The sequence below is a fragment of the Streptococcus mitis genome, from assembly GCF_002096855.1.
GTDB lineage: Bacteria > Bacillota > Bacilli > Lactobacillales > Streptococcaceae > Streptococcus > Streptococcus mitis_Y.
This window is the reverse complement of the sequence record NZ_NCVH01000032.1, coordinates 80,925-100,404: the sequence shown is the minus strand read 5'-3', so window position 1 is coordinate 100,404 and position 19,480 is coordinate 80,925. Positions and strand designations below refer to the sequence as shown.

Sequence of the window (19,480 nt, the reverse complement as noted above, 5' to 3'; positions counted from 1 at the left end):
GGAAGTTTGGAAATGAGAAATGATTTTTCTCAACAAGCACTATTCTTTCACACCACCGATAGTCAAACCTTTTACAAAGTAGCGTTGGAAGAATGGATACAAAATCGCGATTGGAAGTGTTGCAACCACAACCATGGCCATACGTCCTGTTTCTTTTGGAAGAGCAACTCCCAGTTGACCAGATAGGCCGACTGCTTTGGCGATGTAATCCATATTTTGCTGGATTTGCATGAGCAAATATTGTAATGGATACAAGTTGTCACTCTTGATATAAAGAAGGGCGTTGAACCAGTCATTCCAGAAACCAAGAGCTGTTAAGAGCGTGATGGTTGCGATACCTGGTAGTGACAATGGCAAACAGATTTGGAAGAAGATCCGGGCCTCACTAGCACCATCGATACGAGCGGATTCTAGAATAGCTTCTGGAATGGTCTTCTTGAAGAAGGAACGCATCAAGATAATGTTAAATGGTGAGAGAAGCATTGGAACAATCAAGGCCCAAACTGTATCACCAAGTTGAAGTAAACGAGTTACCACGATATAGCCCGGTACCAAACCCGCGTTAAACAACATACTAAGAAGGGCAAAAATCGTAAAGAATCTGCGATACTTAAAGGTTGTCCGTGAGATAGCGTAAGCATAGGTTGTTGTGATAAAAACGTTTGTGATAGTCCCCACCACTGTTACAAAGACTGAGATGAAGAGGGCTTGGAGGATTTTATCCTTAAACTGTGCCAAAAACTCAAAACCGTCTAATCCAAATTGAGATGGGAAGAAGCTATATCCATTTTGGAGGATACTCTTTTCATCTGTCACCGAAATAACGATAACGAATACAAAGGGTAGGATACAAGAAAGGGCAACCAAACCAGAAATGGTACTAAAGAAGATATCTGCTTTCTTACTGAAGGAGTGAATGCCGACATTATCAATTTTTTCTTTTTTAATTTTCTTTTCTGCCATATTCTCCTCCTTTCTAGAACAAGGCTGAGTTTGGATCAACTCGTCTTGCCAGTAAGTTTGATAGGATAACCAGAATCAAGCCGACAACTGATTGGTAGAGACCTGCTGCTGAAGCCATCCCGATATCCGCTGTCTGAGTCAAACCGTTATAAACATATACGTCCAAGACATTGGTTACATTATAAAGCTGACCAGCATTGTGGGGGATTTGGTAGAAGAGACCGAAGTCTGCACGGAAGATGTTTCCGACTGCAAGGATGGTCAAAACTGTTACAAGTGGAGTCAACTGAGGAATGGTTACGTTGCGAATACGTTGCCACTTGCTAGCCCCGTCCACTGTTGCTGCTTCGTAGTAAGTTGGGTCAATCCCCATGATCGTCGCATAGTACATGACACTACTATATCCAAAGCCTTTCCAAATACCTAGGAAAAGGAGAAGGTAAGGCCAAATGCCTAAGTCAGCATAGAAGTTGACTTCCTTCATGCCAATGGAGGTTAGGAAATGGTTGAAGACCCCTTTGTCAATGTTTAGGAAGGCATCTGTAAAGAAACTGATGATAACCCATGACAGGAAATAAGGGAACAACATAGACGTTTGGAAAATCTTAACCATTCTCTTAGAGCGAAGCTCGCTGAGGATGATGGCAATCCCTACTGATACAATCAAACCGATAAAGATAAAGCCGAGATTGTAAAGAACGGTATTTCGAGTGATGATAAAGGCATCTTTTGAACTAAACAAGAATCTGAAATTATCTAACCCGACCCATTTACTATTCACAATACTATCTATGAAACCATTACTGGTCATATGGTAGTCTTTAAAAGCAACCACATTCCCAAATACTGGAATGTAAAAGAATAGAATCAACCAGAGTGCCCCTGGTAAAACCATCAAGAGAAAAATCCAATTGTCTCTCAAGGTTTTTGAAAACTTATTCATAATTTCCTCCCTTTTTTATTTTGATATCCATCTAAAAATTCCTTTTTAGACTTTTGATAACGATTACATTATTAGTATACTCCTATTTGAAGGTTAGGTTAAACTACTAATTATAGAAAAAACTCCACAAATTATTTTATGTGGAGTACTTTTGAAGAAAGGGATGTTTCACGCGAAACACTCTGTATAAGACACAATGTTCTTGTTTTAGGTCGTGTAAATCGTTGAAGCTGTCGCAATAGTATGCCATTGGTTGGCTGTTGTGGCTGCGAAATCCTTATCTGCGTAGAAGTCTGTAAATGGTAAGATTTCCACTTCTAGCTCGTCGATGCGGTCAATCTGACCAGCCAGATAAGCCTCGATACGACTTTCTGCTCGTTTGATGCGTTGCAAGAGTCCACCCATGCGGATATCGACCGTATCCAAGCCAAAGACCTTGTTTTCTTTCAGCCATTGGTGGCTAAAGAGGGCATGGAAGTGTTCGATTTGGCTTCTAAGTTCCGGTAATTCTTGTCTTGCGATTTCTTGCAGACTTTCCTTATCGTTTACTTGATAGGCCTGACGAATGCGTCGCCCCACATCCACTTTGCTACTTAAAATCTGGTTCAACTGGGCCTGAGTTTCAAAGAGGTAGGCATAGTTGCCAGCTTTTTCTTTAATATCAGCAAGCGTCTCAGCAGCCTGAGCGAAGTGCGGTTTGTCCTGTTCAGGTGTCATGTGTCGGTCAAGAATCGGACAGAGAATATCCTGATAAAAGACATAGCGGTTAGGATTGATGCCACTGAGATTGCCTGGTAGGTCTGGTAAAAGGTTGGCAAGGTCAATCTGCATAAAATCTTCAACCGATAGACCTGTATTGGTCTGGAAATGAACAGACAGTCGGTCTAGGTCATTGCGGTAGCAGAGTTCTGCCCAGATTTGCAAGCTTGGTAGGATAGAAAACTGAGCGGTCTCACCACCATTGTCCCCCCAACCCGTCACAATGACTTCTTTGATCTCATTGGCACGACAGGCTTTATTGGCTTCAAGAGCAATGAGACGGCTGAAATGGTTATTGGGTGTGAAACCAATCCACTTCCAAGCACCACCTGCAAAGGCAAGATCATGGCTAATCTTATGATGATTGTGGAAATTGCGGTTGTATTTTTCCTCGCTATCCTGATAATAGTCCCAGTAAACCAAGGTCACACGATCTTTGAGACGGTCTAGGTAGACACGCGTTTCCTCTGGAATTTCCACATCACGGTCGTACTGACCATCTGCTGACATAAGTTTAAAGAACATATCGCTCCACATCTGGCAGTGGAAACCATATTTGTCAGCAATATCTAGCACGCGCTCCAAGTGTTGGCACATGAGGAGACTACGATCCACAACACCGTTCAGAATCAAGTAGCGTCCCAAACCAACCAAGTGGGCTTCGTCCATCCCAATATTGACCTTGCGAGTCTTCAGTTTAGATAGGGTAGCAAACATGCCATCAATCAGGTCATAAACCTTTTCTTCGCCTATGAGAAGAATGTCCTCTACATCACGGAGTTCCTGAACTTCCTTGACACCCCATTTGACGAAGGCTGACAAGTGAGCCAAGGTCTGGATACATGGCACAAAGGTCATGTCAAACTGCTGGGCATAGGCTTCGATCTCCTGCAGCTCCTCAGCCGAGTAGGCTCCACGGAAATAGCCAAAATAAGGCTGCCCTTCAATCTGGTAGGTATCTTCCATGTAGAGTTCAAAGCTTGAGTAGCCCATGAGAGCCAAGACCTCAATCATCTGCTTGGCAGAAGCCACATTCAGCACCGCATTTCTCGAACAGTCTGCCATATAAGCCAAATCTTCATAAGCTGCCTGCTCCTCAATCCCTACTTTATCACCTTCTGCTAGAGCTGTTACCAACAAGGACAAGGCACGATAGAGTTGGTGAGGTTTGCGATAGGTTAGTTGATAGTGTCCACCCTCACCCTTGATAGAGATAGAGGCTTGGTCAGACTGAGTAACAGCCACTTCAATATCTGGTAAAGAAATTTGCTTTGTCAGCAAGTCGATTGCCTGAGTTTGTTTGGAATTAATTCCTGTAAATCTTACCATTGGTTTTCCTCCTGTAGCCAGTTGACAAGGGCACCGTAGAGATTAGCATCTGCATGATAGGTACAGGCTTGGATGACAGGTGCGACCGTGTATTCTTCGTAGGTATCGACAAAGTTATCAACAGCCTTCTTGACACCTTGAATAAAATCTGGATTTTGACTGATAGAGCCTCCCAGGCTAATGACATCTGGATCAATCAGATACTGAATATTGAGCAAGCCTTGCGCCAGATTACGGTTCATGCGATCAATGGCTTCTTGACAAAAGGCATTTCCTGCTTCGGCCTCTTGGTAAATCTTGCGACCGTCCCAGTCAGTCTGACCAGATTTTTCAATCACGTAGCGTACCATATTCCCAGTTGATGCTAGTTGCGACCAGTTGTTGAGCTTTTCAGCAGGGGCAAGGGTGGTCATATAGCCAAATTCTCCACCCAAGCCGTGACGACCTCGATGAAGTCTACCATTGATAATCATGGCTCCGCCAATCCCTGTCCCAATCACGACACAGGCTGCATTTTCAAGTTCTGGATGAGCCAGTAATTCACTGAGCCCAACGCAGTTGGCATCATTTTCCAGATGGACAGGAATCTGATAAGAGCTAAGCGCCTCATACCAAGAAAATCCGTGAATATAGGGCACCGCACTGAAGCCATCAATCACACCTGTCTCTTGATTGACCGCTCCTGGAACGCTCATAGCAATCCCACTGTAATCCTGCTCTGACAAACGTTGATCTAGCCAAGCTAGTAAGTCCTCCAAGTTTTCAGGCGTTGGAATGCTTGTCTTATTCAGTATTTTCCCATCAGGAGTCAGACTGGCAAACTTAATCCCAGTCCCTCCGATATCAATCGTTGCAATGGTCATTGTTTTTACCATAAAAAGGGGCGAATCAGCAATTAATTCTTACCTTTTCGCCCCTCCTTTCTCTTTATGTTTACTTTTTGAAATTAAATTTCTTCTTTTTTGATGAATTCTGTACGAATCTCTTGTGGTGAAATGAGGCCTCTATGAACTGGGTATGGTCGTTCAAGTAGGTCAAGGAAGAGATGTTGACTTTCCGGTACACGCACATTTTCACTACACATATTGTAGTAGCGAAGGACATGGCCTTCTTCATTTTCAGCTACCTTAAAGGCTGTTGGACAGATTTGTGGTATGCTGAGAACAGAATGGCTCAAGAGGCTACCAGTCGCTGCCACGCTTCCTTCTTGTTTAGCAAGCTGAAGGCTGGTAAACGGTGTCTGCAAGGCTTTAGCTCGACGATAGGCTGAGAAGCGTTCTTGGGCTTGGTGGCACTCAAGCGCAAACTCGACTTCAAACTCACGCAAGCACTGAGCTTCTGGTGTTGGGAAATAACCCCAGTCACCTAACTCACCTGATGCACGCAAAATAGTCACTGCAATGGTGTCGTCTCCAAGGATTTCGTATTCATTCAATCCCTTGTTGGATACAGTTACACCTTTTTCATCGTCATACAGACTGACAAAGGCTTGTTGGTGTTGAGGATTTTCAGGATTTTCCCATGAAGCAGCTGGTTTGTTTGGTCGTGTCACCACCTCATAGATACTTTCAGAATCATTGCTTGGACGCGTGTTATGAGTCTTGACCAAGAGACGGATACGGTGGTCTTTGGCAGTGTTAGTAAAGCGAGTCTTGCAACGGATTTGTGGATTATCAACGAAGATAGTCATCTCAGTTTCAAGAGGAATGCTTGTCAATTCTTCTGAACGTCCAGCTTCACGCTTCATAAACTCGATGATACCTTTTTGCTCTTCTTCTAGCTTTTCATCTGCACTGACAGGCACGGTCAATTCATGTTTGAGCAAAATCTTAGCGTAGCGAGCTGTGTTTTCCAAGACCTCGTAGCTCTTAAGCTCTGCATAGATTGGCTCTGTTCCTTTTGGTTGGAAATAGATATACTCGTTTCCGATGTCACCACGGTCTTCGAAGCGGATAAAATCTTCATAGGCTTCGTGAGTTGTCTTGTCATAAACTGTGATATTGTCATCCACACTCACCGTTACAAATGGTGTATCAATCACCCCGTTTTGGTAAATACCTTCACGGTGTTCTTGCTCTCCTTCCAGCAATTGAAAGGTTGTCCAAGAAAGTGGTGCTAGGTGAACTGGAATGGTCACGCGCACTTGACGGGCAATACGAGCTTGGCGGAACTTATCTTTTGGTAAATCGTACTCAAAATTAGCTCCGAGGTCTTCGATTTTAGCCTCTACAGGACGCCCATCCAAGTCCGCCACACGGTAGCTTGGCAAGATAAGAGCAGCCATCTTCTTGTATCCTTCTGTTGGGTGCAATTCCTTGAAATCACAAGTCGCCACATCAATCACTGTGCTGACAGTATCAACCTTATCATGCAAGCTTGTGTTAATGACAGTAAAGAGATAATCACTTTGAGCTTTAGCTGTAGCGATTTTACCCTTCCATTCGTTAAGAAGATTGCTCTTAACAAAGTTTCCGACTTGATTGACCTTGGCAAAACGTGTCTCCATCTCACGGTGAACTTCGTCCACGCTACAGCCACAGATACTATCATGCGGCGCATTTTGCAAAAGAGTTTTCCAAGCATAGGTTAACTGGTCCTTGTGGTTATGACCCCCAGTGATAATCGTCAAGGGTTCTACAACTTGCTCTAGGAGGTTGCTATTTTCTTGGAAGGCTTGTTTGAGATAAATACGAGATGAAGAAGTGTTGGCAAGTGTGTACCAGCCGTCTGTTTCCTGACTGGTCAACTCACCTGTAACCGTTGATAATTGCTCTGGTAGGGCACTTTCCACGGCTTGGACATATTCATCAAAAGCACTATGAACAAAGGTTACATCTGGGAAGAGTTCATTTGCCACACGAATGGCTTCGCTCAGATTTTTCTGTACAGGCTGGTGATCACATCCGTTCATCATCAACCATTGGTTGGTCGAAGCATAGTCACGCACATCTGCCAGTTTTTGTTTCCAGAAGGTCAAGGCCTCGTCTTTATCAACTGGAATTTCATTCCCATTACTATACCAGTTGGCAAAGAGGATACCGAGGACACGACTACCATCCGCACCCTGCCAGTACATTTCTGAAAACTGGGAAGTAAACTGCTCATCTTCGAGAACTTGGTTGTCAAATCCAATCGGTTTCACACCACGACCAAAGGCTGCTACGTGAATCCCTGATTTTTGAAGGATTTGAGGCGCTTGTCCCATATTTCCAAAGGTATCTGGGAAGTAACCAATTTGAGTAGATTTGCCCCATTTGGCAGCTTCTTGCTGACCAATAAGAGTATTGCGGACATTGGCTTCACTTGAAATCAAGTAGTCATCCTGCAAGATGTAAAAGGGACCAATTTTGAGTTTGCCTTCGTCGATGTATCGTTGGACTTTGTCGCGATTTTCAGGGCGAATCTCCAAGTAGTCATCAAGGACAATGGTTTGACCATCCAAGTGAAAGCTCTTGAACTCAGGGTCATTTTCAAAGAGATCAAAGAGATTGTCAAATAATTCCACCAACTGCATACGGTGGCTTTCAAAAGGCAAGTACCACTCACGGTCCCAGTGACTATGTGAGATAATATGTACGACAACATTTTCCATGAAGTAAAACCTCATTCTAAATTTAAATTTTTATTGTTAACGTTTTAAATGTAAATTTGTGATTCTTTCCAAGAATCAGTTGCGCTAAAGCGTGTTCCTTAGCGGATATCCAAGTAATCCAAGACCAACTCACAGAACATCATGTTAGCCCAAGAGAACCATTCACGAGAGTAGAGAGTTGGGTCATCTACGTGAAAGCTTTCATGCATAACACCTGTACCACCATCGCAAGCAACCAGCTGATCCAGCAAGAATTTCTTCTCTGCCTTATCTCTTGTTGTCAAGCCTTGGATAGACAGAGCGATTGGCCAGATATAGCGATAGAAGGTATGAGAACTTCCGAGACCGCTAGCGTATTCTCCTTGGTAGAAGTAGGGATTTTCAGGGCTCAGAATGGTACGACGAGTTGCTTGATAAACTTCATCATCGACCGAACAGTAGCCCAGATAAGGTGCAGCCAACAAACTTGGTACGTTTGGATCATCCATGATGCTGGCATTTCCTAGACCATCCACTTCAAAGGCATAAATCTTTTCGCCCTTGCTGTTGGTGGTATAAGCATAGTTTTCGATTCCTTCTTGGATTTCAGACTGGAGGCGCTTGGCGTCTGTGATAACACTCTCGCTATCAGCTAGGTTTAATGCTGCGAAGATCTCTTGCACATAACCCAAGACTACTACAGCAAACATATTTGACGGAATCAAGTAACTATACTGACAGCAGTCATCACTCGGACGAAAAGCTGACCAGGTCATGCCTGTCACTGCAAAATCAGGGCCAAAGCCACCATTTACCAAGGTGTCTTCCTTACGGTCCGTATCTCGGACAAAACGATAAGGAGAGTTCTTGTGGTCTTGTTCCACCGTCCAAAGATGGAGAATTTCCTTAGTCGCTGCGACAAAAGTCTCATCAAACTGACTAGTCTCGCCAGTCTCTTTCCAGAGGAGATAAGCCAACTGCAAAGGATAGCAAAGCGAGTCCACCTCGTACTTGCGTTCCCAAATCCAGCCATTAAGGTCTGTATGGTCGGTCTCGTGGTGCCCCTTCCAGTTTTCCTCAATATTAAAGGAATTGGCATAAGGATCCTTGATTACCAAGATCATCTGACGCTTGACCAAACCTGCAATGGTCTGACGTAGGAGGGCATCTCTTTTAGCCACATGCAGGTAGGGTCTGAGTTGGGCTGTCGAATCTCGAAGCCACATAGCAGGAATATCTCCTGTGAGTACAAAGGTTGAACCATCTTCTAGGATTTCAACCGTATTGTCCAAGGTGTCTGTGTAGCAACGCTCGAAAACATCCACCCACTCTGGATGGTCCTTAGCCCGCTCTGCCACTTCATCTAGCCATTCTCTAACAATTTCTTTTGAATAAATCATCGTGCAATATCCTCTTTCAAACAAGTTTCACTTTCAGTATATAGCTTTTGAGACAGAAAATACATACACAAATGATAGTCATTTTTCTACAAAATAGTTATCTTTGAAACTCCTTTTCTAAAGGTTATCTTTTTCTGATATAATGTAGAAAAACAGCTAAAGGAAAGACTATGAAACCACTACTTGAAACCATCGATACCCGATTTGGAACTGCCAGCAAGCATGCCTTTTCTCGGGGAAATACCCTGCCATATACAGGCCTTCCTTTTGGGATGAATTACTTTGTACCCCAGACCAGTGACCAGGAGGGCTCTTGGTTTTTCGATCCGCATCTGCCTATTTTTCAGGGGATTCGATTAACCCACCAGCCCAGCCCTTGGATTGACGACTACTCTTGGCTCCTTCTGACACCTGTCACAGGCCAACTGGGTGGAGACAGCCTCTTCCATCGTCAGTCTTCCTATGATATGGATAAGGCCTCTTTCCAACCTCATTATCTGAAGATTTTCTCCCTGCGCTATCAGATTGAAACCCAGCTCACACCGACTTGCTATGGTGCTTCTATTCGTTTGGAGCAAAAGCAAGGCAAAGTCCTCTCCCTCTATCTCCACGCAGCAGATGAACTGACAGTAGAGCAAGTAGATAAGCGAACTCTTGCCCTGCGACAAGAAGGTAAAACTGAAACCAACAAAAATCCACTGATATTGTTCACTACCCTGCAAATGAATACGGATATTCTTTCTGTCAGCCAAGAAGGTGAAGACTGGCTAATTGACTTAGCAAGTAGTCAAACCGAGATTCAGCTAGCGACTTCTTTCATCTCTCCTTCTCAAGCTCTAATCAATCTACCTCAAAAAGATTTTGATAGCTGTAAAGCAAGTGCACAAGCGGACTGGGAAAAGCTCCTCCATCGTTTTGACATTATAGAGACAGGAGAAGCTGACCGAACCTTCTTTGATCACTGCCTTTACAGACTCTTCCTCTTTCCACAGACTTTTTATGAGATTGATGAATCAGGGCAAGTCATCCACAAAGATCTGGCTACTGGCACTGTCAAGCCCGGTGTTCTCTTCAGCAACAATGGTTTCTGGGATACCTTCCGGACCACCTTCCCCCTCTTTGCCCTTATCATACCGGAACACTACCACCGCTTCTTAGAAGGATTTCTCAATAACTACCGCGATACTGGTTTTCTTCCAAAATGGCTGGCTCCAGATGAACGTGGCATGATGCCAGGTACCCTGCTAGATGGCATTATCGCAGACAGCGCCTGCAAGGACATGGCTCCCGATTTGGAAGAAAAACTCCTCCAAGCCATGCTTGAAACAGCCACTAAGTCCGACCTTCTAGGCATCAATGGCCGCCACGGACTAGACCAATACCAAGAACTGGGCTACCTCTCTACCGACTACCACGAAAGCGTCAGCCACACCCTAGACTACGCCTATAGTGATTTTTGTATCGCCAGCTGTGCCGAAAAACAAGGGAAAATAGAAATCGCTGAAACCTACAAGGCCGCATCACAAAATTACCGCCATCTATTTGACGCTGAGACAGGTTACATGCGAGCGCGTGATGGTCAAGGCAACTTCCGTTCTGATTTCTCTCCTTATAGTTGGGGACGCGACTATGCCGAATGCTCTGCCATCCAAGCAACTTTAGGCGTCCTCCACGATATCCCAGGCTTGATCCAGCTTATGGGTGGAAAAGAAGCCTTTAGCAACTATCTTTTGAAAGCCTGTCAGGATGCTCCCCTCTTTGAGACGACTGGCTATGGTTACGAGATTCATGAGATGAGTGAGATGGCTACTGCTCCTTTTGGACAACTCGCCATTTCTAACCAGCCGAGTTTCCACATTCCTTATCTCTTCCGCTACAGCGATTACCCTGACTACAGTGCTCTTCTCATCAAGACGCTCCGTCAGAAAGCTTTTCACCCAAGTTGGGAAGCCTATCCTGGCGATGAAGACAATGGCAGTCTCTCAGCCTGGTACATCTGGTCAGCTCTCGGATTTTATCCGACCTGTCCAGGCAAACCAAACTATGACCTCGGAATTCCTCTCTTTGACCACCTCCGAGTCTATCTTGCCAAAGAAGATAAATGGCTAGATATTCATGCTGAGCAAAACCACAGCCATTTTAACTTTGTAAAAAAATGCCGACTGGATAAAACACTCGTATCAACTATTCAACACCAAGACCTCTTAAAAGCTGAACAACTAACCTTTACACTTAGCTGGTTACCAAGTCACTAGCTAGTAGACAAAAGAACCTTTGTATCGTGCAAAGGCTCTTTTATTTTATGAAACTTGTACTTGAAGTTGATCAACCAGCTGTCCATCAACAGTCAGATTCAGATAGAAATCCAAGGTCTTATCAGCAGCAAAATACAGGGTCGGTATAGTCAAATCTTTTTTGCTTTCCCCAGCTTGAAACGTAGGGACTTGAATCTCGTCCTGATAGGCGACACCATGCACACCAGTCCCCGGTTGAATCGAAATCTTAGCCTCCAAAGGAGTGTTACATTCGCTACGTTCAACCTTAAAATGAAGAGTCTCTCCCTTTGCTACAGCTAGACTTTTTTCTGCAAATGCTAGTCCCTGAACAACTACTTTTTGTGATAACCTCGGAGTTTTATAGAGTGAAATCTTGGTCAATACAGGCTTAGATTGCGCCTCGGTAATCATCACGCGCACCTTCTGTGCCTCTACTAGCGGACCTCGCAGGAGGCGCTTATGACCAACTGTAAAGCCCATGCCAAATTCCTGCCAGATACCATCCACCTCTACTTGCACATGAAAAACAGCGATTCGTTGCCCTAGCTTCAAATCTTCTCTTAACTCAATGACATCAAAAGTGTTAGGTGACCCTAAGTCGAGTTCTAAATAGATTGGCAAGCCTGCATCGCTTGCCCAAGAGCTGGTCTCAAAGCCGTCTGTCAGATGGTGACAGGCAAAGTCTGCGGAAAGAGCAGGACCAGATACCGTAGCTCCCAGAGCCAAATCTTCTTTATAGAGCTCATTGCGATAAGCCGCAAATTCATAAAGGCGTTCAATATCCTTTGCATCAAATAGCCCATCTTGATTCAGCGGAATATTGAGCAAGAGTGGAGTTCCCCGGCCCACCGAGTGAAAGTAGATTTCGACCAACTCCTCAAGAGACTTAGGATCCTGCTCTTCATGGTAAAACCAACCCGGCCGAATAGAGACATCTGCCTCACCGATTGAAAAAATCGTACCTGAGGGATCTCCATGCTGAAGATAGTCCAGCTCTGCTTCTGTTCCTAGTTTGTCAGGATTCACCTTTTGCCATAGAGGATCACCTGCATACCCTCGTTCATTGCCAATCCAGCGGATACTGGTGCCTTCTGTTGAAAAAATCAAGCAATCGCCCTGCAGGTCACGAATAGTTTCAAACCATTTTTCAAATTCATAATTGACCTTTTGAGCGCCCTCTCCTCTGGCACCATCCATCCAGACCTCAGCAAATTTCCCTCCATTTCCATAGGCAGGATTTGATAAGATCTCCTTCAGCTGAGCCAGATAATAGGCATTATAGTCCGCTTCTCGGTCCACATGATAGAGAGGACTGTGGGCATCCCACGGTGACAGGTAGACCCCCATATCCATATCAAACTCTGTGGCAGCTTGTGATACTTCAAGGAGCAAATCCCCCTCTCCATTCCTCCAAGGACTGGCCTTGACCGAATAATCTGTCTGAGCTGTCGGATAGAGGACAAAGCCATCGTGGTGTTTGACCACCAAAATCAACTTCTTAAAGCCCGTTTCCTTGAGTACGCGAACCCACTCACGCGCATCTAACTGTATCGGGTTAAAGCATTCAGGATCCTCCTGACCTGTCCCCCATTCCTGGTCATAAAAGGTATTGAGCCCAAAATGGATAAAGGCTGCTAGTTCATCCTCTAAATACGCTAGCTGGGCCTGACTAGGCAAGGGCCCCTGCGGTTTTATTTCTCTTACCATACTATTTCCTATCTACATTTTTCTTCACTTTTTTGGCATGTACTTGCAATTCTGTTAACGCTAGAGGGCTTGCCAAGCCTTCAAATCGAAGACGAAGGGCATAAGTCTCTACCTTATCAAATTCAAAACGAAGCTCTTCATCCTTGTCGCTTGAAACTTTTCGGATAGCTGATACAGGGCGCCAATTCTCCTCTTGCTTGAGCAGGGAATCCTTATCCAAATGATTTGGAGTCCGAGGTAAGCTAGGCTCATTCCCTATGTAATAATCAATAAAGGTCGGCTCAACAGCCACATATTCTTTATTTTCAACATAATACAAGGTCACGTTATCCACAAATCGCGGTTTTAAAATCCCTGCATCTCCAAACAGAATACCGACGCTGGCTTGCTCTGACTTGGTAATCCAAGTATTTGCTGTCGATTTCTTCCGAATAATGACCTTGTCATTGAGGTGAGAGACTGGGTGATTTGGTTCTGAGTGAGAAGCAAAGACCAGAGGCAGGTTGGACCCTGTCCACTGATTGGAAATAACTTCTCCATCTACACTGGCATCTGTCACATGAATGGTGACTGTTGCTGGCAACTCACAGCCCACTACATGTCCTGTGAGAACACATTCTCCTACCTGAGCATAGACTTGAGGATCGAGTTCATCCCAAGTCACCTTGGCCGTATCTCGTCTACCATCTGATAAGACTAGCTTAACTCGGTCTGGTAAGTGTGGTGCTTCCTTGACAAGCGTCCAAATCCTTTCAGGCTCAATAGCGCAAATCCCTTGGACACAAACCTGAGCAGAAGCCTTTAAATCCAAACCCTCTAGCTGACCAGATACCGTAAACTCATGAAAGCTTGCCAGATCTTCTTCGGATATTGCCTCCCAAATAACCTCGACTCGTTTTGCACCCCCGAACTCATAGTCCACCAAAACTGAAGATGGCAGCTGTGGATAAGTTCCCTTAGCTGTATATAAGCGAAGCGGTCGTACAAAAACTGCCTGCCCTAGTGAGGTATTTTCTGCGACCTGCAAATGAGTTTGATAAGTTTTCCCTTGATAAATAGCACTGATAACCAAGTCTCCTGCAGACAAGCAATGAAGCACTCCCTGCTTGATAATAGCGTGGGCACTACCACTCGTCTCCCAAATCACTTCACTATTCCCCACCTTGTTCACAGGGTTATCCACAGTTTGTGGATAAAGTCCAATAGCTGGGGAATCCCCTTCTTGTAATCCTGCCTGCTTGTCCACTCGAATCTCAAACAAGCGCTTATTTTTCACTGGTTGGATAGCCAAAGCCTCTCCCACTAAGAAATCAAAACTTGCTGGCTCTAGCCCTCCAGCACTGGCTTTTACTCTCACATAACCAGTCTTCTCCAAGCTCTGAACTAAAAGGACACCCCTGCCATGAAAGGCTTTCCGCTTAAACCGACCATTTTTCTGAGCTTGGTAACGTTCACGACTGGCCTGCCTGCCATTATCCACACCCACAATGCGAGCAGGGCCCTCAATTTTAAAATGAAGCTGATTGGAAGCAGTCGGAACCCAATTTCCATCCTTGTCCAATAAATCAAAATAGAGATAGAGGAGATCTTGCCCATCTGGCTCCAGTTTTGTTTTCTCGGCATGTAACCCGATTTTGGCTGCCTTACCTGCAGTCACCGCCCTATCTTCTGCCACAATCTGACCTTGACGGTCATAGGCCACAGCATGCAATTCTCCCGGTTGATAAGCCAAACGCCATTCGAGATAGAGCTGGTCAGAACCTTCTCCCTCTTGGTATTTTCTGCCATCTGAAGTCCATTTCTCCTGAAAAGTCTTCCTACCTTGAGATTTTCCATTGAGAAATAGCTCTACAGAACCAGCATTTGAATACACTCGAACAGGGATATCCCCACACTTATCCACAACTTGTTGATAACTCTTGTGGATTTCCCAATTCCAGTGGGGTAGGATATGAACCATGGGATGCTGATCTGCATCCAACCATTGACTTTGATAGAGATAATAGTCATTTTTAGGAATCCCCGCCGTGTCCACAAGCCCAAAATAAGAACTCTTGACAGGCGTGTCATTTTGATTGTGCCAAGGAGTCGGCTCACCGATATAGTCCACCCCTGTCCAGATAAACTGACCCGCATAGTCTAGCCGATTTCTATCCGCTATCCAAGAAGCCGTCGCTGTCTTCCCCCAAGGAACTCGATCATTGCCATAGTCTGACTGTTCAAAATTCCGCACGCGGCGATTATCCCCTACCCATTCCTTATCTGGGCGAAAATAGCTGTCACGCGTCCGTGTAGCTGATGAGGTTTCAGATCCGTAAAGTCGCCACTTGGGATGTCTTTTGCGAATCCCATCAATATTGTCTTCTGAGTAATTCAAGCCCACCACATCCAGCAAATCAGCAATCTTTTCATGGCCTCCAGAACCATCTCCAAAGCGGAACTGATCCATTCCCATAGTCACAAAACGGCTATCATCAACCTCCTTAACCCTTTCTAGCAAGCGTTTGATAGTCTTCAATGAATGAGCATCGCCATTTGCTTCGCTGACTTCATTTCCCAAGGACCACATAAAAATCGCTGGATTGTTCTTACCACGCTCAATCATGGTGCGCAAATCGTAATCCGACCAGAAATCGCCTTCTTTCGCTTCTGGATGAGTCGCTTCTTCCTCAAAAAAGCGACCATAATCATATTCTTTCTTGCCTCCATACCAGGTATCAAAGGCTTCTTCTTGGATGAGTAGCCCCATTTTGGCAGCCAGATCCAGCAAAATGCTACTAGCTGGATTATGGGTAATTCGGATAGCATTGACTCCCATTTCCTTCATCTGGCGCAAGCGTCTCTCTGCAGCTGACCTGTTTTCCACAGCTCCCAGAGATCCATAGTCATGGTGCAAACAAACCCCATGAATCTTCAACCAGCGACCATTTAGAAAGAATCCCTTATCCGCTTGCCAATCCATATAACGGTAACCAAAAGTCTCCTCTTCTTCATCAACCAAAATGCCATTTTTGTAGAGGCGAGTCTTCAATTGGTAAAGGTGAGGATGATCAATATCCCAAAGCAAAGGTTGGAAAATTGATATGGCTTGTTGGAAAGAATATTTGTCCCCAGACTCAATCACTAGAGAGTCTGTCGCCTGCCAGTCTGACAGCTGTTGTCCATCATACCAGATACTCTGCTCCAAATACACCGACACGGACTGAGGTCCATCATTTGAAACCTTACTTGTAAGCTGAGTCTCCACCCATCCATCTCTTTGTTCCTTTAGCTTGGGACTTTCTATCTTAATCCCATATAAATCCAGATGCACCGAATCTGTAATCAATAATTTTACTTCTCGGTAAATACCGCTACCAGAGTACCAACGACTGCTAGGTTGCTGATTTTCTACAAAAACTGCAAGCTGGTTGGCCGTTCCATTATTTCTTAGATAAGGCGTGATATCATAAGAAAAAGGTGTGTAGCCATTGGGATAATAACCCAGCACTTGCCCGTTGATATAGACTTGGGCATTCATATAAACTCCATCAAACAACAAACGCACCGATACAAGACTGACATCTTCTTCCAAGTAAAACTGCGTCCGGTACCAAGCCTGACCCCCATTTAACTGACCACCCTCATTTTGCGCTGGCGAATACTGGTCAAAATCATTGTAAATACTCCAGTCGTGTGGCACTTGAATAGCCTGCCAATTTTCCCTCTGAAAATCCGGCGCCAAGGCATCTTCTTTCCCCACCTCTTGACTAAAAAACCAGTGATTTCGTAAAACTTCTTCTCTTCTCATACAAGCATTCCTCTTTAAACAAGTCTATCAATTTGACTATATCACAAAACAAAAGCGCTTTCAACACTTCCTCCATCACTCCCTAAATACTCGGAAAAGATTCTATAATTTGTGGAGGAGGATTTAGTCCTCAAAGCTACAAGGGTAATACAAAAAGAGCCTGTTGCCAAGCTCTTTAGTCTATTATTTCTTCTCAGCACGTAGAGCTGACAAGATTTGTGTACGGATATCATCTACACCATTTGGAGTATTTGGTAAAAAGATAGTTTGGTTTCCTTTAGAGGCAAAGGTATTCAAGGTATCCAAATACTGGTTGGTCAAGAGGATAGACATGATTTGCTCTTCTGTCATGCCAACATTGGCTTCCTTGAGTTCAGTGATAGACTCTGCCAAGCCATCCACAATCGCCTTACGTTGTTGGGCAATCCCCACACCATGGAGGCGGTCTTTTTCTGCTTCAGCTTCAGCTGCAGTGACGATTTTAATCTTATCAGCTTCCGCCAATTCTTGCGCTGCGACCCGCTTGCGTTGCGCCGCATTGATTTCATTCATGGATTGCTTGACTTCTGCATCTGGTTCAACCTTGGTTATCAAGGTTTTCACGATAATATAACCGTAAGTAGTCATTTCTTCTGCTACTTGGTGTTGAACCTCAAGGGCAATCTCATCTTTTTTCTCAAATAATTCATCCAAGGTTAATTTGGGAACAGAAGAGCGAAGAGCATCTTCGATATAAGATTTAATCTGAGATTCTGGACGCATGAGTTTATAGTAGGCATCTGTCACACTCTGCTCGTTGACACGGTACTGAGTCGCCACATTCATCATAACGAACACATTATCCTTGGTCTTAGTCTCAACAACAATATCGCTTTGCAACAAGCGCAACTGAATCCGTGCTGCAATCGAGTCAATCCCAAAAGGCAATCGAATATGAATACCGCTATTGGCAACCTTTTGGTATTTCCCAAAGCGTTCAATAATCGCCACCGACTGCTGACGAACCACATAAACTGTACTCAGTGTGACTATCACCAATAGAAACACACAAACCACCACAAAAATCATCAAAAATGTTGCCATTATCGTGACCTCCATCATTATTTTTCCTGTATTATAGCACATTTAAAGAAGGCTGTGCAGTTTTAACTGCGATTTTTAAAAATAAAATGTTAACCATCTATTTTGTAACTAAAAAGATAGCCTCATACAAAGCTATCCTTTGATTCTCATCAATGCGCCAACATTTCTTGAGCGATTTCTTGGCCAGATAGGTTATCTGGGTAGTAGGTTGGCCAGTTATCCATTTCTTCAAAGAGGGCTTCTTGGCTTGTGCCTCCAAAGAAGATATGGAAATGTTCTGCCTTAACTGGGGCGATATTGTGGTCACTAAACTGAACATACTTGAACTGTCCAGCGTCTGCATCTGTGGCTTCAAAGAGGAAGCGCACGCCACGATTGCCTTTCTTGTAAGTCAAGATTTTCTTACCAACATACTTGTAGGTGAATTTCTTACTTTGTCCACCTTGAACAAATTCCATAGTATTATCAGAAATGTTGATCTTAGTGACATCTGTCTGATAGCCTTTTGTATAGTAAGCCTTGTACTCAGCCTGAGTCATCTTACCAGTCAACTTAGACTTGTAGTCAAAGACTTGGTCAAACGTACCATCTTCAAGGAAAGGATAAACTGATTGCCAGTTACCTACATAGTCACTCAAGGTGCGGTCCTTGACGTCTGCATCCTCGAAGTAACCATTTTGAACTGTCTTGGTATCCTCTGCCTTTTCAGGCTCAATTGCTGGGCCTTCTTGGTCCGTTGTTTGTTTCAGAGCCTTGAGGTTTTTCTCCATAACGGAGATGTAGTTTTCGCCAGCCTTGGTATCCTCTTCTGTCAGACTTTCTAAAGGATTGAGGACATCTGTTTTGACACCTGCTTCTTTTGAAAGTGTGTTAGCAAGTGCTTGTGAAGCATTTTCTTCAAAGTAGATATAGGCAATTTTATTTTTCTTGACGTACTCTGTCAATTCTGCCAGACGAGCAGCTGATGGTTCTGCATCTGGAGAGAGACCTGAGATTGCGACTTGTTTGAGTCCATAGTCCAAGGCAAGATAGTTAAAGGCTGCGTGTTGAGTCACAAAGCTCTTTTGTTTGGCTTGAGACAAGCCTTCTGCATAAGCCTTATCCAAGGCTTGCAATTTTTCGATATAGGCAGCAGCATTCTTTTCAAAGGTCTCTTTTTTATCAGGATAATCTGCTGACAAGCTATCACGGATGTGCTCTACAAGTTTAACGGCGCGTGCTGGTGAAAGCCAAACGTGGGGATCGTAGTCGTGATGGTGACCCTCACCACCATGATCATGCCCTTCCTCTTCTTCCTCACCACCTGGCAAGAGGAGCATATCACCTGTCGCCTTGATGGTTTTCACTTTTTTCTTATCCAAGGATTCTAGCAATTTTGGAACCCAAGTTTCCATATTTTCATTTTCATAGACAAAGGTATCTGCGTCTTGGATTTTGGCAACTGCCTTGGCAGACGGTTCATATTCATGAGGCTCTGTACCAGCACCGATGAGGAGTTCTACATTAGCCGTATCTCCTGCGACTTGCTTGGTAAATTCATAGACAGGGTAAAAGGTTGTCACGATATTGAGTTTGCCATCTGCCTGCTTTTGATTGGAACAAGCCACTAAAAACAAGGCACATAGACTGGCGAACAATAAGCTAATTTTTTTCACGTTA

Annotated in this window: 11 protein-coding genes; 1 reads left to right on the top strand and 10 read right to left on the bottom strand. The window is 44.3% G+C overall.

What is annotated here, in order from left to right; genetic code table 11:
- Window positions 1–39: 39 nt before the first annotated feature.
- The 6 genes from B7698_RS07315 to B7698_RS07290 all read right to left on the bottom strand — a co-directional run bounded on the left by B7698_RS07315 (window position 40) and on the right by B7698_RS07290 (window position 8,965).
- Window positions 40–963, bottom strand: a complete 924-nt coding sequence (locus B7698_RS07315; protein WP_000818353.1) for a carbohydrate ABC transporter permease — start codon at window positions 961–963, stop codon at window positions 40–42.
- A gap of 13 nt (window positions 964–976) precedes the next feature.
- Complete coding sequence (locus B7698_RS07310; protein WP_084865140.1) at window positions 977–1,906, bottom strand: ABC transporter permease; 930 nt, start codon at window positions 1,904–1,906, stop codon at window positions 977–979.
- 207 nt (window positions 1,907–2,113) lie between these two features.
- Window positions 2,114–3,994: a beta-N-acetylhexosaminidase gene (locus B7698_RS07305; RefSeq protein ID WP_084865139.1), complete on the bottom strand. Its 1,881-nt coding sequence runs from the start codon at window positions 3,992–3,994 to the stop codon at window positions 2,114–2,116.
- On the bottom strand, window positions 3,988–4,857 hold the full coding sequence (locus B7698_RS07300; RefSeq protein WP_192855125.1) for an ROK family protein: 870 nt from the start codon (window positions 4,855–4,857) through the stop codon (window positions 3,988–3,990). Before B7698_RS07300 ends, B7698_RS07305 begins: the two co-directional genes overlap by 7 nt.
- 83 nt (window positions 4,858–4,940) lie before the next feature.
- Window positions 4,941–7,586 (bottom strand): alpha-mannosidase, encoded by a 2,646-nt coding sequence (locus tag B7698_RS07295; RefSeq protein ID WP_084865137.1) that lies wholly within the window; start codon window positions 7,584–7,586, stop codon window positions 4,941–4,943.
- 98 nt (window positions 7,587–7,684) lie between these two features.
- Window positions 7,685–8,965 carry a glycoside hydrolase family 125 protein gene (locus B7698_RS07290; RefSeq protein WP_084865136.1) on the bottom strand — a complete coding sequence of 427 codons (1,281 nt, stop codon included), beginning with the start codon at window positions 8,963–8,965 and terminating at the stop codon, window positions 7,685–7,687.
- A gap of 170 nt (window positions 8,966–9,135) precedes the next feature.
- On the opposite strand from B7698_RS07290, the gene B7698_RS07285 reads away from it, so the two are divergent.
- Window positions 9,136–11,220 (top strand): GH92 family glycosyl hydrolase, encoded by a 2,085-nt coding sequence (locus B7698_RS07285; protein ID WP_084865135.1) that lies wholly within the window; start codon window positions 9,136–9,138, stop codon window positions 11,218–11,220.
- Window positions 11,221–11,265: 45 nt separating this feature from the next.
- Here the strand turns inward: B7698_RS07285 and B7698_RS07280 are convergent, their stop codons facing one another.
- From B7698_RS07280 to adcA, 4 genes are all read right to left on the bottom strand, one after another.
- Window positions 11,266–12,948, bottom strand: coding sequence for an alpha-L-fucosidase (locus B7698_RS07280; RefSeq protein ID WP_084865134.1), 1,683 nt, complete (start codon window positions 12,946–12,948; stop codon window positions 11,266–11,268).
- A gap of 1 nt (window position 12,949) precedes the next feature.
- On the bottom strand, window positions 12,950–16,738 hold the full coding sequence (locus B7698_RS07275) for a glycoside hydrolase family 2 TIM barrel-domain containing protein (protein WP_084865133.1): 3,789 nt from the start codon (window positions 16,736–16,738) through the stop codon (window positions 12,950–12,952).
- Window positions 16,739–16,921: 183 nt separating this feature from the next.
- Entirely contained in the window at window positions 16,922–17,806 is an 885-nt protein-coding gene (locus B7698_RS07270; RefSeq protein ID WP_192855124.1) for an SPFH domain-containing protein, read from the bottom strand.
- 164 nt (window positions 17,807–17,970) lie between these two features.
- Window positions 17,971–19,476, bottom strand: coding sequence for a zinc ABC transporter substrate-binding lipoprotein AdcA (gene adcA / locus B7698_RS07265; RefSeq protein WP_084865131.1), 1,506 nt, complete (start codon window positions 19,474–19,476; stop codon window positions 17,971–17,973).
- Window positions 19,477–19,480 lie beyond the last annotated feature (4 nt).

What these genes read in the sequence shown, in the direction of transcription:
- B7698_RS07315 (WP_000818353.1), bottom strand. Translation starts at nt 963, where the DNA reads ATGGCAGAAAAGAAAATTAAAAAAGAAAAAATTGATAATGTCGGCATT.
- B7698_RS07285 (WP_084865135.1), top strand. Translation starts at nt 9,136, where the DNA reads ATGAAACCACTACTTGAAACCATCGATACCCGATTTGGAACTGCCAGC.
- B7698_RS07290 (WP_084865136.1), bottom strand. Translation starts at nt 8,965, where the DNA reads ATGATTTATTCAAAAGAAATTGTTAGAGAATGGCTAGATGAAGTGGCA.
- B7698_RS07305 (WP_084865139.1), bottom strand. Translation starts at nt 3,994, where the DNA reads ATGGTAAGATTTACAGGAATTAATTCCAAACAAACTCAGGCAATCGAC.
- B7698_RS07310 (WP_084865140.1), bottom strand. Translation starts at nt 1,906, where the DNA reads ATGAATAAGTTTTCAAAAACCTTGAGAGACAATTGGATTTTTCTCTTG.
- B7698_RS07295 (WP_084865137.1), bottom strand. Translation starts at nt 7,586, where the DNA reads ATGGAAAATGTTGTCGTACATATTATCTCACATAGTCACTGGGACCGT.
- B7698_RS07280 (WP_084865134.1), bottom strand. Translation starts at nt 12,948, where the DNA reads ATGGTAAGAGAAATAAAACCGCAGGGGCCCTTGCCTAGTCAGGCCCAG.
- B7698_RS07270 (WP_192855124.1), bottom strand. Translation starts at nt 17,806, where the DNA reads ATGATTTTTGTGGTGGTTTGTGTGTTTCTATTGGTGATAGTCACACTG.
- B7698_RS07275 (WP_084865133.1), bottom strand. Translation starts at nt 16,738, where the DNA reads ATGAGAAGAGAAGAAGTTTTACGAAATCACTGGTTTTTTAGTCAAGAG.
- B7698_RS07300 (WP_192855125.1), bottom strand. Translation starts at nt 4,857, where the DNA reads ATGACCATTGCAACGATTGATATCGGAGGGACTGGGATTAAGTTTGCC.